The organism is Acidovorax sp. LjRoot66 (assembly GCF_964253305.1).
Taxonomy (GTDB): Bacteria; Pseudomonadota; Gammaproteobacteria; order Burkholderiales; family Burkholderiaceae_C; genus Acidovorax.
In genome coordinates this window covers 3,308,622-3,334,363 of record NZ_CAXUQU020000001.1, presented here as the reverse complement: position 1 = coordinate 3,334,363, position 25,742 = coordinate 3,308,622, and the positions used below count along the sequence as shown (strand labels likewise).

The following is a 25,742-nucleotide window of genomic DNA, read 5'->3' as shown; positions in this document are numbered from 1 at the left end:
TCCTTTACTGCACGATGCGGGTGGTGGGTGTGTAGCTGTAGCGCTGCTTCTGCCATGCCAGCTTTTTTTCCTCGGCCTTGGCGTTGGCCGCGCCGCTGATGCCAGCGCCCACGCCCTTGATCACTTCGCCCGCGGCCTTGTCGTTGCTGAGCAGCTTGTCGAAGAAGCTGCCCGGCTTGGTGGCTGCCGTGTTCACGGCCGGCGTCTTCGGCGCCTCAACGCCTTTGGTGATGTCGCCTGCCTTGAGCTGCTGGCCCGACGAAGCCTTCATCCCGGAGGCGTTCTGCCCAGCTGCCGTCTGGCTGGCAGCACCGCTCTGAAAGGAGGAACTCGCTCCCTGGGATCGATTGGCAAGCTCATCGGCCGCCGACGACGTCGCATTGAAAGCAGGCTTGGCATCCACCTGCATGGGCGCCTCAGGATTGAGGAGATTGACCCCCACCCCGTCAGAAACGAGCCCGCCTCCTGCCGCTTTGTTCGCCAGATTGAAGGCGTTGTCGGCGGCATCCATGCCGTTCGTGGCCCAGAGGGAGGATGCATCCGTCGCGCTGCCCAGGGCACCCGCCGTGTCCGCCAGGTCAAAGGCCCCTATTGCCGAATTGACCCCGAAGGCATTGGTGCCGTCCAGCATCGCTTTCGTGCTCAATGCGCCTCCGGCCTCGGTCAGCCCCGCTGCCTCCCCGCCGCCACCACCGAACCCACCATTGACAGCCCCGTACACCGCCCCTGCGACGTTGGCGATCATCACCAGGTCCTCCCCGAACACCTTGGCGGCGGCCTGGTTGATCTTGTTGTTGATTCCGGACACCTGGAAAGCCACCGACGCAATGGCGGTCACCGCAGTGGCGGAGATACCAACGGCGGTGCCAATGGCGGCCGCAGCGCCCGTGTAGCTCAAGAGAATGGGGACGATGATGGCCATGGATCAGCTCTCCAGTGCGGACACGTAGGCTGTGCCCATGACGCCAAAGCCGCGGCGGGCCATGACCTTGTTGAAACGTGCCGGATCGGCGATGCCGGCGTAGTCGTGCACCACGAACTGCACAGCCCGCATGCGCGTGGCCCAGTCCTGCAGCGCTGCCAGCAGGCGCAGGCCCGAGCCGTCCTCGGCGTACCAGAGCAGTTCGTAGGCGGTCTGCCGGCGGTTGAAAAGGCCGGGCTGCACGATGCCCGCGATCAGGCCGCGCAGCGCGCCGCCCTCTTCGCTGACGAACACCGCGCCGGCCAGGTTGTGGATGACCCCCAGAAAGGAAGCCTGCACCTGGGCCATTTCGATAGGCTGGTCTGCCATGCGGCTGGCGGCGTGCTCGCGCAAGGCCAGCGCCACCAGGCCGGGCAGGTCGTCGCGGGTGGCGCGGCGGATGATGGCGGTAGTCATGGGCTTGCCGCGTTACCGTCATTGCCACTAGGCCCACTAGGCCCACTGGCTCCACTGGATCCACCTGGTGCGCCACCAGTGCCATTTCCACCTGTGTCGGCGTCTGCATACGGGTTAGGCGGCCTGGAAGCATCAGCAGACGTGTTCGCCCTCGCCTCCGTCTTGATGATCCAGCTGTCCGGGTTGTAGCCCAGCCGGTTGGACAAGGCGGTCAATTGCAGGTTGTAGGTCGCAGCCAGGTCAGAGATGGCGCGGTCTGCCTTTTCCGGGGAAAGGTCGGCGGTGTTGATCTGGAAGATCTTGGCGGCGTAGTCGGATCGCAGGTTGTTCAGCGTCGCGCGGTCATTCGCGTCGGTCTGGTTTTGCTGGTTGCGGTCGTCGTGGTTGAGCTGCATCTGCAGCCGCGCCATGCTGGTGTCGGGCTGGATCGCCGCCGCGCGCGAGGCCGCATCCAGCTGCGCAATGGACATCTGGGTCTGCGCCGCAAACTGGTCGCGCGCCGACTGGTAGCCGTTCTGCACCGCGTCGCGCTCCAGCGTCAGCTGCTGCTGGCGGTCCAGCATCCGGTACTCGCGGTCGAACTGCTGCTGCGCCGCCCATTCATTGGCCTGCACATTGAAGTCGGCCATATAGGCATCGCGCACGAAGGCATTGTTGTCGCGCGCAAAGGTGTTGGCCTGGCCGGCGTTGAACTCGCCTGCGCGGGCATAGGTGCTCGCGTCCTGCTGGGCAATTGGCATGGCCGCGTCGTACAGGGCCGAGTCGGCCGCCGTCAACGCCATCGAGCTGTTGAGCAGGCCGCGCGTGTTGGCCGTCTGCAGCGCGCGGGCGCGGGCCTGCTGCATCAGCGGGCTGTCGTCCGCAATGATCTGCTGCAACTGGCTGCGCACCGTCTCGTTGGGCGCCACGTCCCAGCGCGTCATGCCCTGCAGCTGCGACAGGTTGATGCCCGTGGTGGGCGGCTTCCTGGCGTCCTTGGTCCAGCCCTTCTGGGCGTCGTAGGTGTAGTCGTAGTAGGGCTTCTCCAGCCCGCCTGTGGTGCCATAGCCACCGATGGCCGAGTCCTCGGCCGACCAGCCGTAGAGTTGCCCGAACTGCTTTTGCGTGAGGCCCAGGCCCTGGGCCTGTGCGGCGACTTCCTGGCTGGTCTTGCCCACCGACCACTGCTTGCCGGTGTTGATCTCGTCGGCCGTGAGGTCGCGCCCGCCCTCCCAGCCGGTGGAGGCTGCGGCGGGTGCGGGCGATGGCGCATACGAGGGTGCCGGGGCTGGCGACGGCGCTGCGCCCCAGGCCTGGCTGGCCAGGTTGAATTGCGCGTCGGTAACGCCCAGCGATTTACCGATGCGTGCCAGGTCCTCGTCCGACGCGCCGTTGGCCCGCTCGGTCGCATAGGCTGCGTTGACGTGATCCTGCGTGTACTCTGCCATGGTCAATATCCTTTGCTGCGGTCGGTGGTGCCGCGCTGCTGCGCCTGCAGGGCAATGCGGCCTGGCAGGGCCAGCAGGGCCTGCAGCTCCTGGATGGCGGCCTGTGCGGCGCGGATTTCGGCGTCGCTGGAACGCACCGTGGTGCACACGGTGGTCAGCTCGGCGATGCGCTCGGCCGCGTAGGCCTGCACACCGCGCCACACGGCGGTGGCGGGGTTGATCTGCTCCATCCAGCTCATACCCCCCTCCCCGTCTGGGCGGCGAACTGCATTTCGGCGTTCAGCATCTGCGCCTTGCTGTCGCGGTCGGCCTGGCGGTCGGCCAGCACGGCGCGGGTCTTTTGCACCTCGAACGCCTGGCGCCGCTGGGCCTCGGTCTGGCCCGTGCGCTCGCGCGCCGCGGCGGTGGCCGCGTCCAGCGCCATGCGCTGCTGGGCCAGCTCGCGTTGGGCCATGGCCTCGTCGCGGCGCAGCTGCAGGCGGGCCTTCTCCAGCTCGCCATCCATCGCGGCCTGCTCGCGTTGCTGGGCCACCCGCTCGGCGTCGGGGCCGCTCTTGCCGGGGGGCTGCTGCGCCTCGGCCTGCTGCATGCGGGCGATCTCCTGCTCGGTGGGCAGCACGCGGTCGGGGTCGAGCTTGAAGGCGCGCGCAAATTCGCGCATCAGCCGCATCTGGTTGCTCGGCGGCAGGCCCATGGCCTGCGCCGTCTGCATGAAGGCCTGCAGCCGCTGCGCCTGGCCCTCCAGCTCCACCAATGCGGCAATGCCCAGCGCACGCACGCGGCTGTCGCCCTTGATCTCGGCCTTCTCGCTGTACTGCATGTTCCAGTCGAAAAAGCGCGTGATCAGCGGGGTGACGATGTCGTCGTCCCAGTTACGCACCGCGCGGCGCACCCACAGGTTGGCCGCGTTGTAGGCAATGCTGGCACCCGTGGCGCTCTGCATGTAGCTCGGCGCCTCGGTGCCTTGCAAAAAGGCAGGCAGCGTGCCCACCTCTTCGATCAGCTGCTTGCTCATGCCGAAGATGGCCTGCAGCTCCTGCAAGCGCGCATCGATGGCGATGAACTGAATGCCCTGGCGCGCGTCCGAGCCCGGGCGCTTGTTGCGCCAGAACTTGCCCGGCGCCATGCGCCACGAGCCATCCACCGGCTCGATGGCCTGGTCGTCCACCACCACCTGGGGCAGCACGCACAGGCCCATGTTGTCGTGCATGGCGCGAAACGCGCTGTTGGCGCTCTCCTGGTTGTCGCGCACCTCGTACGGCATGCCAAAGCCGAAAATGCTGGCCTCGTCCATCTGCCAGGTGAACACGCTGTAGGGGTGCTCGTTGCTGTCCAGCGGGTTAAGCGCCGCTTTCAGCACCTCACCCTGGCTGCCGAACCACACCACGCCGGTGTAGGTCTTGAGCGGGTCATCTTCCACCGCGCAGCCGCAGTCGATCAGGTCCTGCGCGGTGATGGGGCCGTGGTACTCCCACACCTCATAGCGCCGGTCCTTGGCGCCGCTGGCGCCGCTGATGGCGCGCAGCCGCTCGCGGTAGTTGTTGGTGGGCGTGGTCGGCTCGGCGCCCAGCATGCGGCGCAGGGCATCGGCGTCCACGTCGGGCATGTCCTGCAGGTCGGCCGCCTCCTGGCGCGTGAGGTAGTGGCGCTCGAACACGAACTCCGCCTCACGGATGTGCGTGCTGCTCATGTCGGGGAAAAAGTTCCACAGGTCCACCCGCGCCGCCTGCGGCAGCGGCTTGCGCGCAAGGCTCATCACATACGCCCCATCGCCCTGGCGCGCCCATCGCTTGGTGGTGCGAAACATCGGCACCGGCCCCTTGAGCACGCCCGTGCCGTACAGCACCGCATCGTGGATCACATCGCGCGCATGGCGCGGGTAGCTGCACTCGGCCAACTGGTCGTCGATCTCGCGCTGCATGGCATCGCAGCGCTTGGCCGCCTCGTCCACCATCTGGCCAATCGCCTGCTGTATGCCACCGGCCGTCAGCATCGGCCCCTCGGGCGACTGCATGGGCGTGTCGGGGGGCAGCTGCCCGGCCAGGTCCAGGGCCTCGTCCAGGTCGGGCACGGGCGTGGGCTCGATCACGTAGTTGCGCTCTTCGCTGGGGAACAGCATGTCGAACAGCCGCGCCTCCACCAGCCCGCACAGCCGGCGCGTCAGCGGCACAAAGACCCGGCTGCCGTACTCTCCCTCGTCGCCGAACATGCCCGGGTCGTACTGCCCGTTGAACTGGCGCACGTCCTTGTACCAGCGCTCCTCGATCACCTGGCGCTGCTGCACCTGCTCCTGCGCCAGGGTGAGCAGCCGCCGGCCCAGGGCACCCACGCGCACGGCGCGGGCCTCGGCCTCGCGGCGCTGTTGCGCGGCGAACTCCTCGTCATCGATGCGCTGCTGCGCGGCATCGGCCTCGCTCGCCTCGGCCAGCAGGGCCAGCACTTCGTCGGCGCCCATGGCGCCGCTGGCGACCAAGGTGGCAATGTCGTCGGCGGTCTGGCTCGGCAGGCCATCGGTCACGGCAAAAGAGGGATGGGAAAACGGTGGATTTCGCATGCACCGCAGTGTTGCGGGGCGGTGCCGCGCGAACAACGCGCGGCATATATGCAGGTTTGCGCGCCCCCCCGCGCCTGGCGCCATGGGCAGGCAAGGCGATACAGTGTGCGCTGGCACCGACGGATTGTTCTTCTTATCGCTCACCCTCACCGCAATGACCACTGCCTATCCCCGCTACCACTTCATCACCGGCCTGCCCCGCGCGGGCTCCACGCTGCTGTCGGCCCTGCTGCTGCAGAACCCGCGCTTTCATGCCGGCATGAGCAGCCCCGTGGGCGGCCTGTTTCGCGGCATGCTCAACCAGTTGGGCGCGGGCAGCGAGTTCGGCCCGGTGGTCACCCGCGCGCAGCGCCACCGCCTGGCGCGCGGCCTGTTCGACAGCTACTACGCGGACTTGGCGGGCGAGAAGGAAGTCATCTTCGACACCAACCGCATGTGGAGCGCGCAGATGCCCGCCCTCATCGAGATGTTTCCGGGTGCGAAGCTGATCGCCTGCGTGCGCAACGTGGCCTGGGTCATGGACAGCATCGAGCGGCGCTACCGCGCCAACCCCTTCGAGATCACCCGCCTGTTCAACGACGACACCGAGCGCAACACCGTCTACAGCCGCGTGGACACGCTGGCCCAGCGCAACCGCATGGTCGGCTACCCGTGGACGGCGCTCAAAGAGGCGTTCTACGGCGAACATGCCGCCTCGCTGCTGCTGGTGGACTATGACCTGCTGGCCCAGGCCCCGCACAAGGTGCTGCCGCTGATCTACCAGTTTTTGCAGGAGCCGGCCTTCGAGCACAACTTCGAGAAAGTGCAGTACGACGCCCCCGACTTCGACGAAGCCCTGGGCCTGCACGGCCTGCACAAGGTGCGCCCCACCGTGGGCCTGGAGCGGCGCGAGACCATTCTGCCGCCCGACCTGTTCGAGCAGTACGGCAAGCTGTCGTTCTGGCACGACCAGGCCAACAGCCGCGCCAGCGTGATCACGGCCAAGGCAACGTAGCAGGCAGCGCAGCCGCCTGCTTGGTGCCGGTCGGCAACGCCTGATGGCGGCGTTGCCGTCCTGCGGCGCACCGCTGTCATACGGCTGCCGCCAACGCTGCGCATGGCCAACACCGCCTTGGCTTCTGCTCTGCGGCCTGCGGCGGCAGCGGGCCGCACTGAATGGAATCAAGATGTTACGAGGGCTGCCACATGGCAGCTTTTTTGTTGACCCTCACATTCCTTTCACTTACTTTCAACCGTTGCCCCAATAAGGGGATTTTCGGCTGCAAGCCTTGTCATGGAATGAACGCAACAGACGCCTCGACCCTGCACGCATCAAGCGGCCCACGCCGCCATGCGGGTTGCCACGCGCCCGCACCGCTTGCGTTCGGCCCGTGTTGAAAAGGGGCCGGTCTGTGTGTGCAACTTCCCACTGCCATGCAGCCAGCCGCCTCTTCGTTGACCCGCAGCCCCAGTGGTTGGCGCCTGGCGCCACTGACCACGGCGACCGCCTTCGTTCACTCGTGCCGCCTGCAGTGCGTGCCAGTCAACCCACGCAACAGACCTGCTGCGAACACACCGATTTAACCGGATCAGCACCATGACCAACACGTCCCACACCACCGACACGGCCACGCACCAGATCGTCTTCATCGACAGCCGGGTGCCCGACCTCCAGTCCATCATCGCGGCCGCACAGCCGGGTGTAAAGGTGGTGGTGCTCAACGCTGCCGAGAATGGCGTGGCGCAGATGGCCAAGGCACTGCAGGGCGAGCAGGGCCTGACATCCATCAGCGTGGTCTCGCATGGCAACGACGGGGTACTTTTGCTGGGCAACGGTCCCCTGCACGCGGGCAACCTCGATCAGCACCAGGCCGACCTGAAAGCCATCGGCGATGCCCTTGGGCCTGACGGTGACCTGCTGCTGTATGGCTGCGATGTGGGTGCTGGGGAGGTGGGGGGTCAATTCCTGCAGGCGCTGGCGCAACTGACCGGGGCAGATGTGGCTGCTTCCGAAGATGGCACGGGCACGGCGGCCCGTGGCGGTGATTGGGATCTGGAAATCACTTCAGGTCACATAGAGGCCACCCCTGCGCTAGATGCACAGGCCCTGGCGGGGTATGAGCATGTACTGTTCACGACCAGCGTTAACTCGGTTGCGCAGCTCAAGGCCGCGATTACCACCGGCAACACCGATGGCGTCGCCGACTTCATCACCATGACAGGCAACATCACGTTTGCCAGTGCCGCCGACGCGGTCACCATCAACGTGACTGATGGACAGACGATGTCCATCGTTGGCGGTGGTTTCACGTTGAGTGGCAACAATCTGACGCGGGTGCTGGACGTTACCGCTGGAAATGTGGCGATCAGCGATCTCACCATTTCCAATGGTCTTCTAGCGGGGAATGGAGGCAATGTCACCGGGAATGGTGCGGGTACCGCTGGCGAGGACGCTTTGGGCGCAGGCATTCGAAACGCCGGGACACTGACCATTTCCAATAGCACTATTACTGGTAACAAGGCGGCAGGGGGCGGAGGTGGCGGTGGTATCAACGACGGTCAGTATGGTGGTGGTGGTGGTGGTGGTGGTGGTGGTGGATTCGGCAGCGGTTTAGGAGGCAACGGAGGCTCAACGTTCGTAACCGTAAATGGCGCTCCGCCACCAGCAATCCAACCCGGTACTGTGCTCCCGGGGTACGCGGGAACGTCAGGCAGCGGGGGTGCCGGCGCGGGATACACGGGCAACTACGGCAATGTTGGCGGCCTCGGTGGTGGGACCACAGGTGGTGCCGGAGCCTCCTGGACCCCTGGAGGCTATGGAAACGGAGGCGCGGGGGGGTCAGCTAGCGGCGGCGGTGCATCCATAGGCGGAGGCGGCGGCGGCCTGGGCTACAACAGCCCCGGCGGTAGGGGGGGCAATGCTGCTGGCGGTATTTACAACACGGGCACGCTCACTATTACGGGAAGTTCCGTTTCAAACAACATTGCCGCAGGCGGCGGTGGCGGTGGCGGTGCCGCGTCGGGTACAGGTAATGGAGGCGCGGGAGGATCTGGTACGGGGGGCATCTGGAATGTAGGTGGCCTTGCACAACTTGACGCCGCAACTGCGGGGACACTGGGCACTGGCAACGATGGGGCTGGAGGTGCAGGAGGCTTCGCGCCTAGTGCCACGAACGGGGCTCCAGGGGCACCTGTCGGTGGGATCACATCCGCAGGCGGGGGCACCCAGAATCTAGCCTACGTCCCTGCCCCCACCCTCACCTCCGCCACGTTCAACGACAGCGCCCTCAAGATCGGCGAGACCGCCACGGTCACCTTCGTCTTCTCCACGGCCGTCAACAATTTCGACACCACCGACCTCACTGTGCCCAATGGAGCGGTAACGGGCCTATCCACCAGCGACGGCGGCACCACCTGGACGGGCACCCTCACCCCCAATGCTGGCGTGGCGAGTGCCACCAACGCCATTACCGTCGCCATGACAGGCGTCAGCAGTGTGAGCAGCAGCACGCCGGGCACTGGCACGGCCAACTCCAGCAACTATGCCGTCGACACCATGCGTCCCACAGCCACCATCGTGTTGGCGGACACTGCGCTCAGCATCGGCGAGACTTCCCTTGTCACCTTCACTTTCAGCGAAGCGGTGACGGGCTTCACCAATGCCGATCTGACCATTGCCAACGGCACGCTGACCGCCGTTTCCTCCAGCGATGGCGGTATCACCTGGACGGGGACTTTCACCCCATCTGCCAGCATCACCGATACCACCAACCTCATCACGTTGGCCAATACCGGGGTAGCGGATCTGGCGGGCAATGCGGGCACCGGCACCACCGACTCCAACAACTACGCCATCGATACCGTGCGCCCCACGGCCACTACCGTGGTGGCCGATTCCAGCCTGACAGCAGGCGAGACCTCGCTGGTCACCATTACCTTCGGCGAGGCCGTGAGCGGCTTCACCAACGCGGACCTGACCATTGCCAATGGCACCCTTTCGGCGGTGAGCTCCAGCGATGGCGGCATCACCTGGACGGCCACGTTCACGCCAACTGCAGGCGTCGCCGACGCCACCAACCTCATCACGCTGAACAACACCGGGGTGGCGGATCTGGCTGGCAACGCGGGCAGCGGCACCACTGACTCCAACAACTACGCCGTCAGCACGCAGCGCCCCACGGCCACCATCGTTGTGGCAGACAACGCCCTGCGAATCGGCGAGACCTCGCTGGTCACGATCACCTTCAGCGAGGCAGTCACGGGCTTCACCAACGCCGACCTGACCATTGCCAACGGCACGCTCTCGGCCGTTTCCTCCAGCGATGGCGGCATCACCTGGACGGCGACTTTCACTCCAGCTGCCGCCATCACAGATCTCACCAACCTCGTCACGCTGAACAACTCCGGGGTGGCCAATGCAGCAGGGAATGCGGGTAGCGGCACCACGGATTCCAACAACTACGCCATCGACACCGTGCGCCCCCTGGCCACCGTCGTGGTTGCTGATCCCGCTCTCGCGATCGGCCAGACATCGCTGGTCACGATCACCTTCAGCGAGGCAGTCACGGGCTTCACCAACGCCGACCTGACCATTGCCAACGGCACGCTCTCGGCCGTTTCCTCCAGCGATGGCGGCATCACCTGGACGGCGACTTTCACCCCAGCTGCCGGCATCACCGATCCCACCAACGTCATCACGCTGAACAACACCGGGGTGGCGGATTTGGCAGGCAACGCGGGTACCGGCACCACTGACTCGAACAACTACGCCGTGGACAGCCAGCGCCCCACTGCGACCATCGTGATGGCCGATGCCGCCTTCACGGGGGGGGAGACCTCACTGGTCACCATTACCTTCAGCGAGGCCGTGAGCGGCTTCGACAACAGCGACCTGAACATCGCCAACGGCACACTCACCACCGTGAGTTCCAGCGATGGCGGCATCACCTGGACGGCCACGTTCACCCCGAACGTCGGCGTGAATGACGCCAGCAACCTCATTGTCTTGAACAACACTGGTGTCGCGGATCTGGCGGGGAATACCGGCAGCGGAACCACCAGCTCCGGCAACTACACCATCGACACGATCATCCCCACGGCCACCATCGTGGTGGCCGACGCTGCGCTCAAGGTCGGCGAGACCACGCAGGTCACCGTCACCTTCTCCGAGGCGGTGACGGGCTTCACCAACGCCGATCTGAGCATCGCCAACGGCACACTCACCACCGTGAGTTCCAGCGATGGCGGCATCACCTGGACGGCAACGTTCACCCCCACAACCAGCATCACCGACCCCACCAACCGCATCACCCTGGCCAACTCCGGGGTGGCCAATGCAGCAGGCAATGCGGGCAGCGGCACCACGGATTCCAACAACTACGCCATCGACACGGTGCGCCCCACGGCGTCGTCCGTCACGGTGGCACCAGCAAGCCTGAGCAGCGGGCAGACGGCAGCAGTTACCATCACCTTCAACGAGGCCGTGACGGGCACTACCAATGCGGACCTGACCGTTGCCAATGGCACGCTCACTGCCGTAAGCTCCGGCGATGGCGGTATCACCTGGACTGCGACCTTCACCCCCACGGCCGGCGTTACAGACGCCACCAACCTCATCACGGTGAACAACACCGGGGTGACGGATACCGCAGGCAACGATGGCACGGGAACAACCGATTCGGCCAACTATGCCATCGACACCCAGGCACCCGTGTTTGCTTCGGCCACCGTCAACGGCAACACGCTGGTGCTGACCTACACCGAGTCCAGCACACTCGACGCGGCCAATCACCCGGTATCCGGAGCCTTCACCGTGACGGTGGGGGCCGCGCCCAATGTGGTGACGGCGGCGGTGGTCAATGCAGCGGCAAAGACCGTCACCCTCACGCTGACCACGGCCGTGAGCAATGGCCAGGTGGTGACGGTGGCCTATGCCGACCCGACGGGGGGCAACGATGCCAGCGCGGTCCAGGACGCGGCCGGCAACGACGCCGCCACGCTGGCGGCCACGGCGGTGACCAATACCACCGCCGCCCCCGATCCAGGCACCCCACCGACCCCGCCAGGCACCCCTGTCGATGGCGTACCCGTCGTCACCGAGCCCGGCCCTGGCGGCTCCACCATCATCACCATCCCGGTGGTGGTACCCACCCGCCCCGACACCCCCGGCACACCATCCCCGCTGGCCGACATCCCGCTGGTCACCTCGCCCAGCGGCACCCCCATCGTCTCGGTGGGCGTGCCCACCGGGGTCGGGCTGCAGGCCGAAGGCCTGAGCACCACGACCATGGGCTCCGCCGCCCTGGCAGAACTGGGGTTCCGCATAGAACGGGTCACCGGCAACAACCCCGAGCTGACCAACGCCGGCCAGGTGTTCTATGCCACCCTCAACCCCAATGAACCGCTGTCGGTGCAGATCCTGAAGCCCACCATCGGCGCTGGCTACGACGGCACCCAGCCCCTGGTGATCACCGGCAGCAACAACCCCGCCGACGGCAAGCAGGCCGTGATCCTGGATGCCCGCTCCCTGCCTTCGGGCACGGTGATCCAGGTGGACAACATCGAGTTCATCGCCGTGGTGGGCAATGTGCGCCTGATCGGCGGCGCCGGCCAGAACGCGGCCAGCGGCGACAGCGGTGCCCAGTGGATCGTGCTCGGGCCCGATGACGACATCATCCACGGCGGTGGCGGCAACGATGTGGTCGGCAGTGAGGCCGGCGATGACCAGGTCTTTGGCGATGCCGGGGACGACATCGTGTTTGGCGGCGCGGGCAATGACCTGCTCTCGGGCGGCACCGGCAGTGACCGCCTGAATGGGGGCACGGGCTTTGACGTGGCGATCCAGGAGGGCACACGCACCGACTACACCGTGACTCTCGAAGGCGCAGGCATCAAACTCACGCACACCGCCACCGGTGTCTCCGATTGGCTGGTGGATGTCGAGCAGGTGCGCTTTGCAACGGGCCCGAGCCTCACGGTGGCGCACAGCGCCGCCGAAGAAGCCGGGGCCTACCTGTTCCAGAAGTGGATTGGCCGCGATCTGAACCAGGGCGAGGGGGCCATCATCCAGAGCCTGACGGGCAAGACGGCGCTGGAAGTGGCCACGCTGTTCGCCCAAGTGTTCCCCGAGCAGAGTGCGGGCAAGACGCCGGCGCAGTTGCTGGAAGGCATGGGTGCCGCAGGCGCCATCCGCGTGGATGCCGTGCGCGATATCACCGTGACTGGCGATGCGGGCAACAACACCATCACCCCGACCCTGGGCCTGGCCCGGTATGTGGATGGGGGTGCAGGCATCGACACCGTGGTCATCCCGGCCACCCTGGGCCAGACCTATGTGCAATCGCAGAACAATGGCAGCTTCACCTTGCAACGCCTGACCGATGGGGCGATGCTGGATGTGACGCGGGTGGAGCGGGTCACGGTCAATGACACCAGGCTGGCCTTGGACCTGAACGGCCATGCGGGCGAAGCGGCCAAGCTGCTGGGTGCCCTGGGCGGGCCGGCTTTGCTGACCAACAAGGGCGTGGTGGGCGAGGTGATCCGGCTGCTGGATGCCGGGGCCAGCAGCCAGACCATTGCGGGGCTGGGGCTGCAACTGCTGGGAGCGAGCACGCCCACGCAGATTGCGCAGACGCTGTGGACCAATGTGGTGGGCCGTGCGGGTACGGATGGTGAGCTCAAGCTGCTGACCGACATCATGGCGGGTGGGGTATCAGCCTCCGACCTGACGGTGATGGCTGCGAATCTGGAGCTCAATGCGGTGCGGATTGATCTGGTTGGGCTGGCGGCCAAGGGGATTGAGTTCGCATGATGGCGACGGGGACGCCGAGGCGCCCCAAACAATAAACACATCGCCCTGCCGCTTGCTTTCTGGTAGAAAGAATGGTCGCGGCCGATCACATCCTGGGCTTCTCCAGCCCATGCCGCTGTGCCGCACGCCCCCAAGCCGGACGCCCGCGCAGGTATCCGGTACCCCATGGAGCTCTGATGCCGCAGGCATGCGGTCTCCTGGCCGCCAGAACGAGGATGCAATCAGCATGGCCTACCCTATCGACCTCACCCATCCCACAAGCGCTCACAGCCCCGTGCAGGTGGTCTTCATCTTCAACGACCTGCACGATGGGGCTGCGCTGGCGACCTCGGCCCCGCAGGGCGCCGAGGTCGTGGTGCTCGACGGCATGCGCGACGGCCTGGCGCAGATGGCTGCGCACCTGCAGGGGCGCAGCGGCATCGGCGCCCTGCATGTGCTCAGCCACGGCAGCCATGGCCGGCTGCACTGGGGCACCACGGTGCTGGATGCCGCCAGCGCCGCCGCGCATGCCGACCTGCTGCGCGCCATGGGCAGCGCGCTTGCCGACGATGGCGACGTGCTGCTCTACGGCTGCCACTCCGGCGCGGGCCGGCAAGGGGCCGCGTTGCTGCGCACGCTGTCCGACCTGTTCGGGGCCAACGTGGCGGCGTCCACCACGCTCACCGGATCGCCGCAGCTGGGCGGCGACTGGGTGCTCGGGCGGCAGCACGGCACCGTGCACACCCCCACGCTGGTGGGCCCCGCCTCCTATGCCGCAGTGCTGGCCGTACCGGCCGACGAAAATTACGACTCCAATGGCGTCACCAACTTCTCCACAGCCAGCTTCACGCTGGATGGGATCAAGTACACGATCACGGGCACCGGCAGCTACACCAACCGGGTTTCCAACGACAGCAGCCTGTCGGGGCTTGGCAACGACGCAGGCGACTACTTTCTGCGCTTCGACCGGACCAACGTCTCGGGCATTTCCAGCATCAAGGTCGAGGCTGCCGACGGCAGCGCCTTCCGGCTCAATGGCCTGAGTTTCGGTGCAGCGGCAGATGGCAACATCACCGTCACCCCCGACGTTGGATCGGCCCTGACCTACGCCAGCAGCGGCGCGACCATCCTGCAGCAGAACATCAATACCTCGGCCAATACCAGCTTCCAGAACATCACCGGTTTCACCTTCGCGGGAACGAACCTCTCCCTCGCCCTTGATGACCTGGATTTCGAGCCAGCAGTCGTATCGCTCGCCGCCATCACCGGCGCCACCTACAACGCATCGACCGGGATTCTGTCCGTTACCGGCACCAACCTCACCGGCGGCGGCAATGTCGATGTGGGCAAACTCTCCCTCGCCGGCCAGGGCGGCGCCAGCTACACGCTGACCAGCAGCAACGTCAACGCCAGCAGCGCCACCGCCTTCTCGGTCACCCTCAACGCGGTGGACATGCTCAACGTCAACGGCCTGCTCAACAGCAACGGCGTCGCGGCGGTGGACGCCAGCGTCTTCAACCTGGCGGCAGCGGCGGGCTGGCAGTCGGCGGCCGCCGCCGATGCCACCGGCAACGCCGTCGCCGTCTCCGGCGTGGCCGCCCCCACCATCACCAGCGCCACCTACAACACCAGCTCCCATGTCCTCACCGTCACGGGCACCAACCTGGTCAAGGCCGACGGGGCCAGCAACGACGTCACGGTCAACAAGCTGACCCTCACCGGCGAAGGCGGCGCCACCCGCGTGCTGTCCACATCGGCCAACATCGAGGTCACGTCGGCCACCAGCTTTGCCGTGACCCTCTCGGGCGCCGACATCGCCGCAGTGGAGACGCTGCTCAACAAGGGCGGAACCAGCTCCACGGGCGGCACCCCCTACAACCTGGCCGCGGCCGATGACTGGAACAGCGTGGTCACGGGCGGCAACATCGCCGACCTCACGGGCAATGCCATCACGGTATCCATCCCGGGGCCGGCGCCCACCATCGCCAGCGCCACCTACAACGCCACCAGCGGCGCCCTGGTGGTCACCGGCACCGGCTTCACCGCCCTGGCGGGGGCCGCCAACGACATCGTCTCCAACAAGTTCACCTTCACCGGCGAGGGCGACGCGGAGTACGCGCTGACCACCACCGCCAACGTGGAGATCACCAGCGCCACCGCCTTCACCCTGACGCTCAGCGCGGCCGACCGCGCGGCCTTGAACCTGCTGGTCAACAAGAACGGCACCGGCTCCACCAGTGGCACCACCTACAACCTCGCCGCCGGCGAGGACTGGGCCGCCGGGGCGGATGCCGCCTCGGTGGTGGCCGACCTCACGGGCAATGCCATCACCGTGAGCAACGTCGCCGTACCCACCGTCACCAGCGCCACCTACGACGTGGGCACCGGGGTGCTGGTGGTCACGGGCACCAACCTGCTGGGCAAGGCCGGCACCGCCAACGACATCGTGGCCAACAAGCTCACCTTCACCGGCAAGGGCGGCGGCACCTATGTGCTGACCGACACCACCAACGTGGACACCACCAGCGCCACCACCTTCAGCCTCACGCTGAGCGCCTCCGACAAGGCCTTCGTGAACCAGTTGCTGGACAAGACCGGCACCAGCGCCACCGACAAGACCACCTACAACATCGCCTTTGCCGAAGACTGGAACGCCGGTGCCGATGCGACCGTGGTGATCGCCGACCTCACCGGCAATGCGATCACGGTCGGGGGCACGCCGCCTGCATCGAACACCGTGGATGGAACGCCGGTCATCATCACCACGGCGCCCGACGGCACCACGACCACCACGGTGCCCGTGGTCGCCAGCAACCGACCCGACACGCCCGGCTCGGGCAGCGCGCTGGCCGACATCCCCATCGTCAAGGCCGCCGACGGCCACGCACTGGTGTCCGTCAGCATCCCCGTGGGCATGGGCGTCACGGCCGTGGGGCAGTCCGTCGGCACCACAGGCTCTGCCGCACAGGCCGAGCTCCTCAAGCGCATCGATTCTGCGGCGGGCAGCAACTCCGACCTGACCCCCCAGGCGCAGGACTTCCTGGGGACCCTGGGCTCCAGCGAATCGCTGGTGGTGCAGACCATCAAACCCATCACCGGCGCAGGCTTCAACCCCAATGTGCCCCTGGTGATCAACGGCGGCGCCGCAGCCGGTGACGGCAAGCAGGCCATCATCATCGACGCCAGCGCCCTGCCCGCGGGCACCGTGATCCATGTGGACAACGTGGAGTTCGTGGCCATCGTCGGTGCCGTGCGCACCATCGGCGGCGCCGGCCCGAACATGGCCGTCGGCGATAGTGCCGCCCAGTGGATCGTGCTGGGCCCGGGCAACGACACCCTCCACGGCGGCGCCGGCAACGACACCGTGGGCAGCGAGGCCGGTGACGACCAGGTCTACGGCGATGCGGGCGACGACATCGTCTTCGGCGGTGCAGGCAACGACCTGCTCTCGGGTGGCACGGGCAGCGACAAACTCAATGGCGGCACGGGCTTCGATGTGGCCGTGCAGGAAGGCTCGCGCGCAGATTACACGGTGGTGCTCGAAGCCAATGGCATCAAGCTGACCCATACCGCCTCGGGCGTCTCCGACTGGCTGGTGGATGTGGAGCAGGTGCGCTTTGCGGCGGGCCCAAGCCTCACCGTGGCGCACAGCGCCGCCGAGGAGGCTGCCGCCTACCTGTTCCAGAAGTGGCTGGGGCGCGATCTCACGCAAGGCGAGGGTGCCGTCATCCAGCCCTTCACCAGCACGTCGGCGCTGGAGGTGGCCACCTTGTTTGCCCAATTCTTCCCGCAGCAAAGCGCGGGCAAGACGCCAGCGCAGTTGCTCGACGGCATGAACGCCGCAGGCGCCGTGCGCGTGGATGCCATCCGCGAGGTCACCGTCACGGGCAATGCGGGCAACAACACCATCAGCCCCACATTGGGCCTGGCCCGTTATGTGGAAGGCGGTGCAGGCACCGACACGGTGGTGATCCCTGCCACACTGGGCCAGACCCATGTGCAGGCCAATGGCAATGGCAACTACACGCTGCAGCGCCTGACCGATGGGGCCATGCTCGATGTGACGCAGGTCGAACGCGTCACTTTCAGCGACACCAAGCTGGCGCTGGACCTCGCCGGCAACGCCGGCCAGGCAGCCAAGCTGCTCGGTGCCCTGGGCGGCCCAGCACTGCTGACCAACAAGGGCGTGGTGGGCGAGGTGATCCGCCTGCTGGACGCTGGCGCCACCAGCCAGACCATCGCAGGCATCGGCCTGCAGGCCTTGGGCGTGCAAACGCCCAACCAAGTCGCGCAGCTCTTGTGGACCAACGTGGTGGGCCGCGCGGGCACGCAGGCCGAGCTCAAGCTGATCACCGACCTGATGGCCAGCGGGGTTTCGTTCAATGAGGTAGTGGTGATGGCGGCCAACCTGGATGCTACGGCCGTGCGCATCGACCTGGTGGGCCTCACGAGCAAGGGGCTTGAATTCGCCTGAGGGCGAAGGGACCTGACTCTCGGATTCAGTGGACCAATGCATGCCAAACATGCTTTGCCAAACTGGTCGCCCCGGCGTTAGCATGCAGCAACCCTGGCATGCGCCTCGGCCCACCCACCGGGAACCGCCATGCCACCCAGCCCACCGCAATCCCCCATCACCGGCCGCCAGCGCGTGGTGCAGGTCTGCCTCTTCCTCGTCGCCGCCATCTCCATCTTCGGCGGCACGCTGCAGATGTTCCTCGGCCAGCCCGACACCACACCCCGGCTGGACAACGTGCACCGCTTCATGGCGGGCGTGTACCTGTCGATGGGCTTCATCTCCGCATGGACCGCCGTCACCATCCGCCAGCAGGGCACGCTGGTCTACCTGATCGCTCTGGGCGTGGCGATGGCCGCCGTGGGGCGCCTGGTCTCGATGAGCCAGGTGGGCCTGCCCGAGCCGGCTGCTGCCTGGATCGGCTACCTGGTGCCCGAGCTGGTCGTGCCCATCATCCTGGCCCTGGCACACCGCAACCCCAGGCCGTCGGCCTGAAGAGCCGGCCGCCCGCGCACCTGCTGTCCGTGCAATTGGGCAAGGCCTTTTTCGACCTGCAGCTTCGCTTCGCACACCGCGTGGCGACATTGGCGGGCATGCCCTTGGCCCAGGCCCTTCTCGACTACACCAACCTGTATGTGCGCTGGGGCCTGGGGCGTGAATTCGATGCCACGCACCCGGTATGGCAGGCCTACCTCTGTGGCCTGGCCTCGTCCTGCACAGCCAACCAGAATTGGACCTGGCATTTCTACCAAGGCCGCCGGGCGCACAACATTCCCGCTCCTGCGGCCGCCAGCGTGGGCTGCTTTGCGTACGTCCTGGCGGGCCCCGGCCATATCCGGCTGCACTTCCACAACTCCGACGCATCGGGGCAGTCACCCCTGGCGGCCTCCCGCCGCGAGCACCGCGCGCAAGAACTCGCTGCCCTCTTCGACCTGGTCCAGCGGAACGAGCCGCCAGGGGTTCGCGTGCTGGGCACCTCATGGCTCTACCAGATCGAGGCCTATCGCCGCCTCTTCCCCGCAGGCTACTTGGCCACCGCCGTGCCCGTGCAGCGCTTTCGCAATATGCCGCTGTGGGGCCAGTTCCTGGACCGGCATGGCGCGCTCAAGCCCGAGATCACCGAACCCTTCGTGCAACGTGTAGAGCGTGCCGCCGACCTGCAGGGCCTCACCGCCTGCTTCGCCCTGCAACCGCTCGCGCTGGATGCGCCGGTGGGGGTGTTCTGGAGCGGGCATGGCATCGCGGCTGGCACACTGCAGGGCCCTTCCAACGCTGCCTAAAATCAACCCATGGTGTTCTTCGCCCATACCCGCCAGGGATATGAAAACTACCTCTCTCTCGGCCTGACCGCCACAGCACCGCTGTGGGTGACCGCGAACGTGCTTGCCGAGGACGAGTTGCACGGCCCCGAACTCACTGTGGCCAACGTCAGCATCTTCAGCTACACCATCGACCCCGGCGACACAGATGCCATGGCGGGTGCCGTGCTCACCATCGCAGAGCACCACCCCGGCCACACCATCTGGGCCGAAGGCATGGCTGTCTTCGACTGACACCGGGGGCCAAGGGCACGGAACCTATGCACGCAGGCTCATATGCCGCCGCCTGCACTCCCGTGACGCGGATCACTTTCGCGCGCATTTGCAAGACGCATCCTCTGGATTACAGACAGCGGCCGATGTAACATGTAGTTTCATATCACCAGCCCCGGTACGGTCGGCAAATTCTTCACCCCAATGGCCACCCGCGTGACTACGCTGCACACCCATTACGACAACCTGAAGGTGGCGCGCGATGCGTCGCCGGCGGCGATCGATGCTGCCTACCAGGCCATGGTGCGCAGGTTTGGCCCCGGGCACAACGCAGGCGACCCCCAGGCCGCGCGCAAGATGGCCATCATCGACACCTCGTACGCCGTGCTCTCCAACCCCCACCAGCGCGCGCTGCACGACCTGTGGGTGGACCAGAACGACGAGGTGGATACAGCGCCCCCTTCCATCCAGCCCCTGTGGATGCACAGCGAGGCGCCGCACTACAGCCACGCCACGGCGCATGGGCTGCAGTCGGGCAGCAGCAACCGCATCCAGAGTCGCAGCAACCGGCATCGCCGCAACCGGGCGCGCGCGCCCGCCACCAGCGCCCTGGCGCAGCACCTGCAGCGCAACTGGAGCCTGTACGCCCTGGGTGCCGTGGTGGCATGCCTGGCCCTGGTCACCCTGGTACCCCGGCCCTTTCTGGGCTATGACAACGACATGGGCACCGCCGCCTCCGGGCCGCTGCGCGGGTTCGCGGTGCCCGTTTTTTTTGCGCCCCGGTACCAGCGCCCTGCCACCGACCCCAATGGCCAGCCCTGGCCCGCCAGTGCCGGCTACCTCGCCAGCTACCCGCAGCTGAACACCGACGGCGCGGCACGCCTGACCGTGGACAACAGCCACAACGACTGCGACATGTTCGTCAAACTGGTGTCGCTGGACGGCATGCAGCCCCAGACCGTGCGCCACCTGTACGTACCCGCCTTCCGCCGTTTCGCCATGGAGCAGCTCACCGCCGGCCGTTATGAGGTGCGTTACCGCAACCTGGCCACCGGCGCCCTGGCCCGCTCAAGTGCCGTGGCCGTGCAGGAAGCCGGCGCACCAACGGATCAGCAGGGCAACGCGAGCAGCGACACCGGCCCCACCGTGGCGCTGCACAAGCAGCCCCAGGGCAACCCCCGTGCGCTGCAGCTGGCAGAGGCGGATTTCTTCTGAGGGGCGGGGCAAACAGGCGCTGCGGTGGCGCGCATGCCACCGCATGCATCCTCATCGGGACGAGTTGCGCTGCCTGGCCCGGCGCGAAAACATATTGAGCAGCTCCACCAGCGCCGAGAACGCCATGGCCGCGTAGATATAGCCCTTGGGGATGGCAGCGCCAAAGCCCTCTGCGATCAGCGTGGTGCCGATCAGCAGCAGAAAGCCCAGCGCCAGCATCACGATGGTCGGGTTGGCCTGGATGAAGTTGGCCAGCGGCGTTGCGGCAAACAGCATCACCCCGACGGTGACGAGAATCGCCACCACCATGATGGGAATGTGCTCCGTCATCCCCACGGCGGTGATGATGCTGTCGATGGAGAACACCAGGTCCAGCAGCAGGATCTGCCCGATGGCGGCCGGCACCGTCAGCCCCACGCTCTGGGGCGTGAAGACATCGTGCCCGGGGTCCGGGTCCACGCTGTGGTGGATCTCCTTGGTCGCCTTCCACACCAGGAAGAGCCCGCCCGCGATAAGGATCATGTCGCGCCAGGAGAAGCCTTTGCCGAAGACGGTGAACACCGTTGCGGTCAACCCGACGATGAACGCGATGGTCCCCAGCAAGGCCAGCCGCATCACCAATGCCGCACCGATCCCGATGTTGCGCGCCCGGGCACGGTCCTTCTCCGGCAGCTTGTTGGTGAGGATCGAAATGAAGATCAGGTCGTCGATGCAGAGGGTGTGCCATCACCCATTTCACCCCCGCGGAATCCTGCAGCGCGGTGCAGTGCAAGGCGCCCTGAGTGCCGCGTAGCACCGCTACGCAAGCGAAGGGCAACGCCGCAATGCGCCGCGCTGCAGGCTTTCCCTTCGGGCTGGCCCCGGCATGCGGCGTCTGCTTTGTTGCACGGCTTGCCAATAGCTGGGCTATTGGCTGCGCCGCGCTTCGCGCATCCATCCGCATGCCGGGGCCAGCGCGGGGGTGAAATGGGTGATGGCACGCCCTACCACCTCCATCGCTATCAGCGTGAGCAAGGCCACCCAGGCAGCGGGATCGGAAACGAGCGTTTGCAGGTAGTTCATGGCGAGCAAAGGGATTGGGGGGTGCGCCAATCATCCATGAACTCCGGCGAAAACGCATCCGGCCCGCCGCGCGCGTCAGCACAACGGATTTCGTCCTACATGCCGGCCTGGCGCTCTGACCTGGCCCGTCCGACTTCTTTCGTCGCCGATGGCCTACGCGGGGCGGGCGGCGACTCGGCCACAGTGCAGTGTCTTTTCATCCAAGGAGGTTCACCATGAAGACCAACGTCATTGCAGCAGTCATTGCATCGGGCCTCCTGGCCTGCTCCGGCGCCCACGCCCTCACCGCCGACCAGCACAAGGCCGCCAAGGCAAAGATCGAAGCCGACTACAAATCCCAGAAGGTCCAGTGCGACACCCTCAAGGCCAACGCCAAGGATGTCTGCGAAGAAGAAGCCGAGGCGAAGGAGAAGATCGCCAAGGCCGAGCTGGAGCAGCAGTACAAGCCCAGCCCCGCCCACGCACGCAAGGTGGCCGAAGCCAAGGCCGAAGGCGCGCACGATGTCGCCAAGGAAAAGTGCGACGACCAGACAGGTGATGCCAAGAACGCCTGCGAGAAGCAGGCCAAGGCCGACTACGACAAGGCCAAGGCGGACATCAAGGCCACCAAGTTCTGAGCCTGAGGGAAGGCATGCGGCGGGGTCACAATCCCTAGGTGACCACCCCCCGCAAACCACCAGCCACTGCCGCCCGCGTGCACCTGCTGCCCGTGCAGGCCATGCACCAACCCGCATTCCTCGCCGCGGTGCGCGCCAGCCGGGCACTGCACCGCCCGTGGACATCACCGCCCGCCGCACCCGAGCAGTTCACTGCCTACGTGGCACGCATGCAGACGCCCGGCAACTGCGGCCTGCTGGTCGTGCGGCAAGGCGCCGCTTCGCTGGAGCTGGCGGGCGTGGTCAACATCACCAACATGGTCATGGGACCGTTCTGCAGCGGCTACCTCGGCTACTACGCCTTTGCGGGTTACGAGCGCCAGGGCCTGATGCGCGAAGGGCTCACCCTGGCCGTGCGCCATGCCTTTCGCACGCTCAAGCTGCACCGACTAGAGGCCAACATCCAGCCTGGCAACGCCGCCTCGCTGGCACTGGTGCAATCCTGCGGGTTCTCACGGGAGGGCTACTCGCCAAAGTACCTCAAGATCGGCGGACGCTGGCGCGACCACGAGCGCTGGGCCATTGTGAGCAGGTAGGCTGGCACCCAAGGCCCCTGTCCGCCTGCGGTCAATGGGGTGAAGGATTACGATGGCCGCCCCTGCCGACCGTGCGCTCAGCTTGCGCCGCCAATGGAGCAACCCATGTTCAGTACCCTCGCCGATATCGTCATCGGTTTCTTCGAGTTCGTGGTGGATGTCCTGCTGTTCCGGGGCCAGCGCCGCGCGCAGGGCCACCGGGAGCGCAGCGCCGTGGAGGACACAATCGAAGTCGCGCGCTTCGATTTCGTCACGCTGTTTTTCATCGCGCTGGTCAGTGCCGGCCTGATGTTCGTCCTGACGTTCGCATTCGGTGTTCCGGCGGGCTGGAGCATAGGGATAGGCCTCACCGTCGGCGCGATCTGGGGGGTCTGGCGGTACCACCGGTTGGTGCGCGAGCCATGATGGGCACGCGCCACTGGTCGCCTCCCGGGGCCCACCGGTCTGCCGGGTCTTACGCTATCGGCGCGATAGGCAAGGCCGCTTGCAAGCTTTCTGCACCGCGCGGATAATCCAACCATTATGAAAATCCTCACCAACGTGATCAAGGCATCGTTCGCCACCTAGTTGCGCCCCTCGATCGCGTGTCGGAGGGCTGTGCGCCTTCCGGACCCCCAAACCCCGGCAGGCTTCGTCCCTCCCGGGGTTTTTTGTTTTCAGACTACTCACTCACTTCTCATCCCATGCGTACCTACGACAAGTTGATCGCCACGATTCCCGACCGCCGGAGCATGAGCCCCGTGCGCCCGGGCTCCGGCGACAGCACCAGCAATTCCCATCGACGCTAGCCCCCAGGCGAATCCTTTTTTGTGATGCCTGGGCTGGCGCAATGCCAACCAGGCGGCAACTGCTCGCAGAGTCGAGTGCAGCCGCAAAAAAGATTGAAAGATTCGCCATGACCAAGAATTCACGCCATACCAGCAACGCCCATCTGCGCAACCTCGGTGTCATCGCCCACGTCGACGCGGGCAAGACCACGACTACCGAACGCATCCTGTTCTACACCGGCGAAAGCCACCGCATCGGCGAAGTGCACAACGGCACCGCGCACATGGACTTCGACCCGCAAGAGCAAAAGCGCGGCATCACCATCAACAGCGCGGCCGTCACCGTGCACTGGAAGGGCACGCAGCTCAACCTGATCGACACGCCCGGCCACATCGACTTCAACATCGAGGTGAACCGCTCGCTGCGCGTGCTCGACGGCGCGGTCGTCGTGTTCGACGGCGTGGCCGGCGTGGAGCCGCAGACCGAGACCAACTGGCGCCTGGCCGACAAGTACCGCGTGCCGCGCATCGCATTCATCAACAAGCTCGACCGCGTGGGAGCCGACTTCCACCGCGTGGTGGCCATGATGGAAGAACGCCTGGGCGTGCGCGTGGTGCCGCTGCAGATCCCCATCGGTGCGGAAGGCGACTTCCGTGGCGTGGTGGACTTGCTGAGCCTGCGCGCCCGCATCTGGGACAAGGACGACGCCAGTGCGCCCTACCGCGAAGCCGACGTGCCCGCCGACCTGCTCGAGCAAGCCGTGCGCGCCCGCGCCCACTTGGTCGAGGCCGCCGTGGAGCAGGACGAAGCCGCGCTGCAGGCCTACGTGAACGGCGAAGAGATCGCTGTGGACGTGCTGCGTGCCGCCATCCGCAAGGGCGTGCTGGCAGGCGCCTTCGTGCCCGCGCTCGCCGGCTCGGCCTTCAAGAACCGCGGCGTGGAGCCCTTGCTCGACGCCGTGGTGGACTACCTGCCCTCGCCCGACGACATCGTGCGCGAAGGCGGCGAGACCGCTGCGGACCCGTTCAAGGCCCTGGCGTTCAAGGTCGTCACCGACGACCATGGCGCCAAGGTGTTCGTGCGCGTGTACGCAGGCCGGCTGGCCCGCGGCGACGTTGTGCTCAACACCAGCACGGGCAAGACCGAGCGCGTGTCGCGCCTGTACGAAGTGCATGCCGACAAGCACATCGAGCGCGACGAACTGGTGGCGGGCGACATCGCCGCCGTCGTCGGCCTCAAGGACACGCTGACGGGGCACACCCTGAGCGACCCGGCCCACCCCGTGGTGCTGGAGCAGATCAGCGTGCCCGAGCCGGTGATCCACGTGGCCATCGAGCCCAAGGCCAGCGCGGACCAGCAAGGCCTGTCCAAGGCCCTGCAGTCACTGCTGCGCGAAGACCCGAGCCTCAGGCTGCAGCACGACGCCGAATCCGGCCAGACCATTCTGTCCGGCATGGGCGAGCTGCAGCTCGAAGTCTCGATCGAGAAGCTGCGCGCACGCCACGGCGTCAACGTGTCGGTCGGCCGCCCCCAGGTGGCTTATCGCGAAACCATTTCAAAGAGTGTGGAGGTACACCATGTGCACAAGAAGCAAACCGGCGGCCCCGGCCAGTTCGCCGAGGTGAGGCTGCTGCTGGCGCCCCTGCCCCGGGGCGAGGGCATCCAGTTCGAGAACCGCATCGTCGGCGGCGCCGTGCCGCGCGAGTTCATCCCTGCCGTAGAGGCCGGCATCCGCCGCGCCGCCCTGGCAGGCGTGGTCGCCGGCTTCCCCGCCGTGGACTTTGTCGCCACGCTGGTGGATGGCAGCTTCCATGAGCGCGACTCGTCCACGCTGGCCTTCGAGCTGGCGGCCATGGCCGCCTTCCGCGAGGCATTCGCCAAGGCCGGGCCCCAGGTCCTCGAACCCGTGATGGCCGTCGAGGTCATCACGCCCGCAGAGTACCTGGGCGACAGCATCGGCGACCTGAACCGTCGCCGCGGCGTAGTGCGCTGCCAGGGCCAACGCGGCAACGCCGCCACGGTCGAGGCCGAGGTACCGCTCAAAGAGATGTTCGGCTACATCGGTAGTTTGCGGGCCTTGTCTTCGGGGCGTGCGCAGTATTCGATGCAGTTAGACCACTACGGGGTGGTGCCTGCGGCCCAGGCCGCCGAACTGGTGGGCTGAGTCGAACGTGCCGGGCTGGATGGATGCCCGGTGACGCAAGAGAGAGGGGCGTGGACGGGTGTCCGCGCCCCTTTTGCAGTTCCGTTCAGCTTGGTTACCAAGTAGAGATGGTATGCGGTCAATTGAACGGCTGCAGTCGACAAGAGCGTCGGCCCGAAAGGGCATACGC

Annotated in this window: 17 protein-coding genes and 1 pseudogene; 11 read left to right on the top strand and 7 right to left on the bottom strand. The window is 66.5% G+C overall.

Annotated features, from left to right (window positions below):
• Positions 1-4 precede the first annotated feature (4 nt).
• The 5 genes from ACSQ3Y_RS15735 to ACSQ3Y_RS15715 are packed head-to-tail and all read right to left on the bottom strand — an operon-like array spanning position 5 to position 5,323.
• Positions 5-922 (bottom strand): hypothetical protein, encoded by a 918-nt coding sequence (locus ACSQ3Y_RS15735; protein WP_436177986.1) that lies wholly within the window; start codon positions 920-922, stop codon positions 5-7.
• A 3-nt stretch (positions 923-925) separates the two neighbouring features.
• A complete protein-coding gene (locus tag ACSQ3Y_RS15730) occupies positions 926-1,378 on the bottom strand; it encodes a hypothetical protein (RefSeq protein ID WP_428001212.1) in 453 nt (150 codons plus the stop codon).
• Entirely contained in the window at positions 1,375-2,805 is a 1,431-nt protein-coding gene (locus tag ACSQ3Y_RS15725) for a hypothetical protein (protein ID WP_436177985.1), read from the bottom strand. The genes ACSQ3Y_RS15730 and ACSQ3Y_RS15725 overlap by 4 nt, the downstream gene beginning before the upstream one ends.
• Positions 2,806-2,807: 2 nt before the next feature.
• The gene (locus ACSQ3Y_RS15720) at positions 2,808-3,044 is read right to left on the bottom strand and encodes a hypothetical protein (RefSeq protein ID WP_436177984.1); all 237 of its coding nucleotides are present in this window, start codon (positions 3,042-3,044) and stop codon (positions 2,808-2,810) included.
• Positions 3,041-5,323 carry a portal protein gene (locus ACSQ3Y_RS15715; RefSeq protein WP_436177983.1) on the bottom strand — a complete coding sequence of 761 codons (2,283 nt, stop codon included), beginning with the start codon at positions 5,321-5,323 and terminating at the stop codon, positions 3,041-3,043. Before ACSQ3Y_RS15715 ends, ACSQ3Y_RS15720 begins: the two co-directional genes overlap by 4 nt.
• A gap of 190 nt (positions 5,324-5,513) precedes the next feature.
• Between ACSQ3Y_RS15715 and ACSQ3Y_RS15710 the strand changes: the two genes are divergently transcribed.
• From ACSQ3Y_RS15710 to ACSQ3Y_RS15680, 7 genes are all read left to right on the top strand, one after another.
• The gene (locus ACSQ3Y_RS15710) at positions 5,514-6,353 is read left to right on the top strand and encodes a sulfotransferase (RefSeq protein WP_436177982.1); all 840 of its coding nucleotides are present in this window, start codon (positions 5,514-5,516) and stop codon (positions 6,351-6,353) included.
• 582 nt (positions 6,354-6,935) lie between these two features.
• Positions 6,936-13,148: an Ig-like domain-containing protein gene (locus tag ACSQ3Y_RS15705; protein WP_436177981.1), complete on the top strand. Its 6,213-nt coding sequence runs from the start codon at positions 6,936-6,938 to the stop codon at positions 13,146-13,148.
• Between the two features lie 226 nt (positions 13,149-13,374).
• Complete coding sequence (locus tag ACSQ3Y_RS15700) at positions 13,375-17,601, top strand: DUF4347 domain-containing protein (RefSeq protein ID WP_436177980.1); 4,227 nt, start codon at positions 13,375-13,377, stop codon at positions 17,599-17,601.
• 129 nt (positions 17,602-17,730) lie between these two features.
• Positions 17,731-18,135, top strand: coding sequence for a DUF4345 domain-containing protein (locus tag ACSQ3Y_RS15695; protein WP_436177979.1), 405 nt, complete (start codon positions 17,731-17,733; stop codon positions 18,133-18,135).
• Positions 18,136-18,164: 29 nt separating this feature from the next.
• Positions 18,165-18,920, top strand: a complete 756-nt coding sequence (locus ACSQ3Y_RS15690) for a hypothetical protein (protein WP_436177978.1) — start codon at positions 18,165-18,167, stop codon at positions 18,918-18,920.
• Between the two features lie 9 nt (positions 18,921-18,929).
• A complete protein-coding gene (locus ACSQ3Y_RS15685) occupies positions 18,930-19,193 on the top strand; it encodes a hypothetical protein (protein ID WP_057267334.1) in 264 nt (87 codons plus the stop codon).
• A gap of 195 nt (positions 19,194-19,388) precedes the next feature.
• Positions 19,389-20,387, top strand: a complete 999-nt coding sequence (locus ACSQ3Y_RS15680; protein ID WP_436177977.1) for a J domain-containing protein — start codon at positions 19,389-19,391, stop codon at positions 20,385-20,387.
• A 51-nt stretch (positions 20,388-20,438) separates the two neighbouring features.
• On the opposite strand, the pseudogene ACSQ3Y_RS15675 reads toward ACSQ3Y_RS15680, so the two are convergent.
• Together ACSQ3Y_RS15675 and ACSQ3Y_RS15670 are read right to left on the bottom strand one after the other, a co-directional pair.
• Positions 20,439-21,104, bottom strand: a pseudogene (locus tag ACSQ3Y_RS15675) (TerC family protein); the annotation flags it as partial.
• A 189-nt stretch (positions 21,105-21,293) separates the two neighbouring features.
• Positions 21,294-21,449, bottom strand: a complete 156-nt coding sequence (locus ACSQ3Y_RS15670; RefSeq protein WP_436177976.1) for a hypothetical protein — start codon at positions 21,447-21,449, stop codon at positions 21,294-21,296.
• A gap of 215 nt (positions 21,450-21,664) precedes the next feature.
• On the opposite strand from ACSQ3Y_RS15670, the gene ACSQ3Y_RS15665 reads away from it, so the two are divergent.
• The 4 genes from ACSQ3Y_RS15665 (at position 21,665) to fusA (ending at position 25,573) form a co-directional block, all read left to right on the top strand.
• Positions 21,665-22,066 (top strand): hypothetical protein, encoded by a 402-nt coding sequence (locus ACSQ3Y_RS15665; RefSeq protein WP_057199782.1) that lies wholly within the window; start codon positions 21,665-21,667, stop codon positions 22,064-22,066.
• Positions 22,067-22,104: 38 nt separating this feature from the next.
• Positions 22,105-22,641: a GNAT family N-acetyltransferase gene (locus ACSQ3Y_RS15660; RefSeq protein ID WP_436177975.1), complete on the top strand. Its 537-nt coding sequence runs from the start codon at positions 22,105-22,107 to the stop codon at positions 22,639-22,641.
• A 105-nt stretch (positions 22,642-22,746) separates the two neighbouring features.
• On the top strand, positions 22,747-23,046 hold the full coding sequence (locus ACSQ3Y_RS15655; RefSeq protein WP_436177974.1) for a hypothetical protein: 300 nt from the start codon (positions 22,747-22,749) through the stop codon (positions 23,044-23,046).
• Positions 23,047-23,536: 490 nt separating this feature from the next.
• Positions 23,537-25,573 (top strand): elongation factor G, encoded by a 2,037-nt coding sequence (gene fusA / locus ACSQ3Y_RS15650; protein ID WP_436177973.1) that lies wholly within the window; start codon positions 23,537-23,539, stop codon positions 25,571-25,573.
• Positions 25,574-25,742 lie beyond the last annotated feature (169 nt).

Coding starts and splice junctions, on each gene's coding strand:
- ACSQ3Y_RS15735 (WP_436177986.1), bottom strand. CDS start 922: ATGGCCATCATCGTCCCCATTCTCTTGAGCTACACGGGCGCTGCGGCC.
- ACSQ3Y_RS15730 (WP_428001212.1), bottom strand. CDS start 1,378: ATGACTACCGCCATCATCCGCCGCGCCACCCGCGACGACCTGCCCGGC.
- ACSQ3Y_RS15725 (WP_436177985.1), bottom strand. CDS start 2,805: ATGGCAGAGTACACGCAGGATCACGTCAACGCAGCCTATGCGACCGAG.
- ACSQ3Y_RS15720 (WP_436177984.1), bottom strand. CDS start 3,044: ATGAGCTGGATGGAGCAGATCAACCCCGCCACCGCCGTGTGGCGCGGT.
- ACSQ3Y_RS15710 (WP_436177982.1), top strand. CDS start 5,514: ATGACCACTGCCTATCCCCGCTACCACTTCATCACCGGCCTGCCCCGC.
- ACSQ3Y_RS15705 (WP_436177981.1), top strand. CDS start 6,936: ATGACCAACACGTCCCACACCACCGACACGGCCACGCACCAGATCGTC.
- ACSQ3Y_RS15700 (WP_436177980.1), top strand. CDS start 13,375: ATGGCCTACCCTATCGACCTCACCCATCCCACAAGCGCTCACAGCCCC.
- ACSQ3Y_RS15695 (WP_436177979.1), top strand. CDS start 17,731: ATGCCACCCAGCCCACCGCAATCCCCCATCACCGGCCGCCAGCGCGTG.
- ACSQ3Y_RS15685 (WP_057267334.1), top strand. CDS start 18,930: ATGGTGTTCTTCGCCCATACCCGCCAGGGATATGAAAACTACCTCTCT.
- ACSQ3Y_RS15670 (WP_436177976.1), bottom strand. CDS start 21,449: ATGAACTACCTGCAAACGCTCGTTTCCGATCCCGCTGCCTGGGTGGCC.
- ACSQ3Y_RS15665 (WP_057199782.1), top strand. CDS start 21,665: ATGAAGACCAACGTCATTGCAGCAGTCATTGCATCGGGCCTCCTGGCC.
- ACSQ3Y_RS15655 (WP_436177974.1), top strand. CDS start 22,747: ATGTTCAGTACCCTCGCCGATATCGTCATCGGTTTCTTCGAGTTCGTG.
- fusA (WP_436177973.1), top strand. CDS start 23,537: ATGACCAAGAATTCACGCCATACCAGCAACGCCCATCTGCGCAACCTC.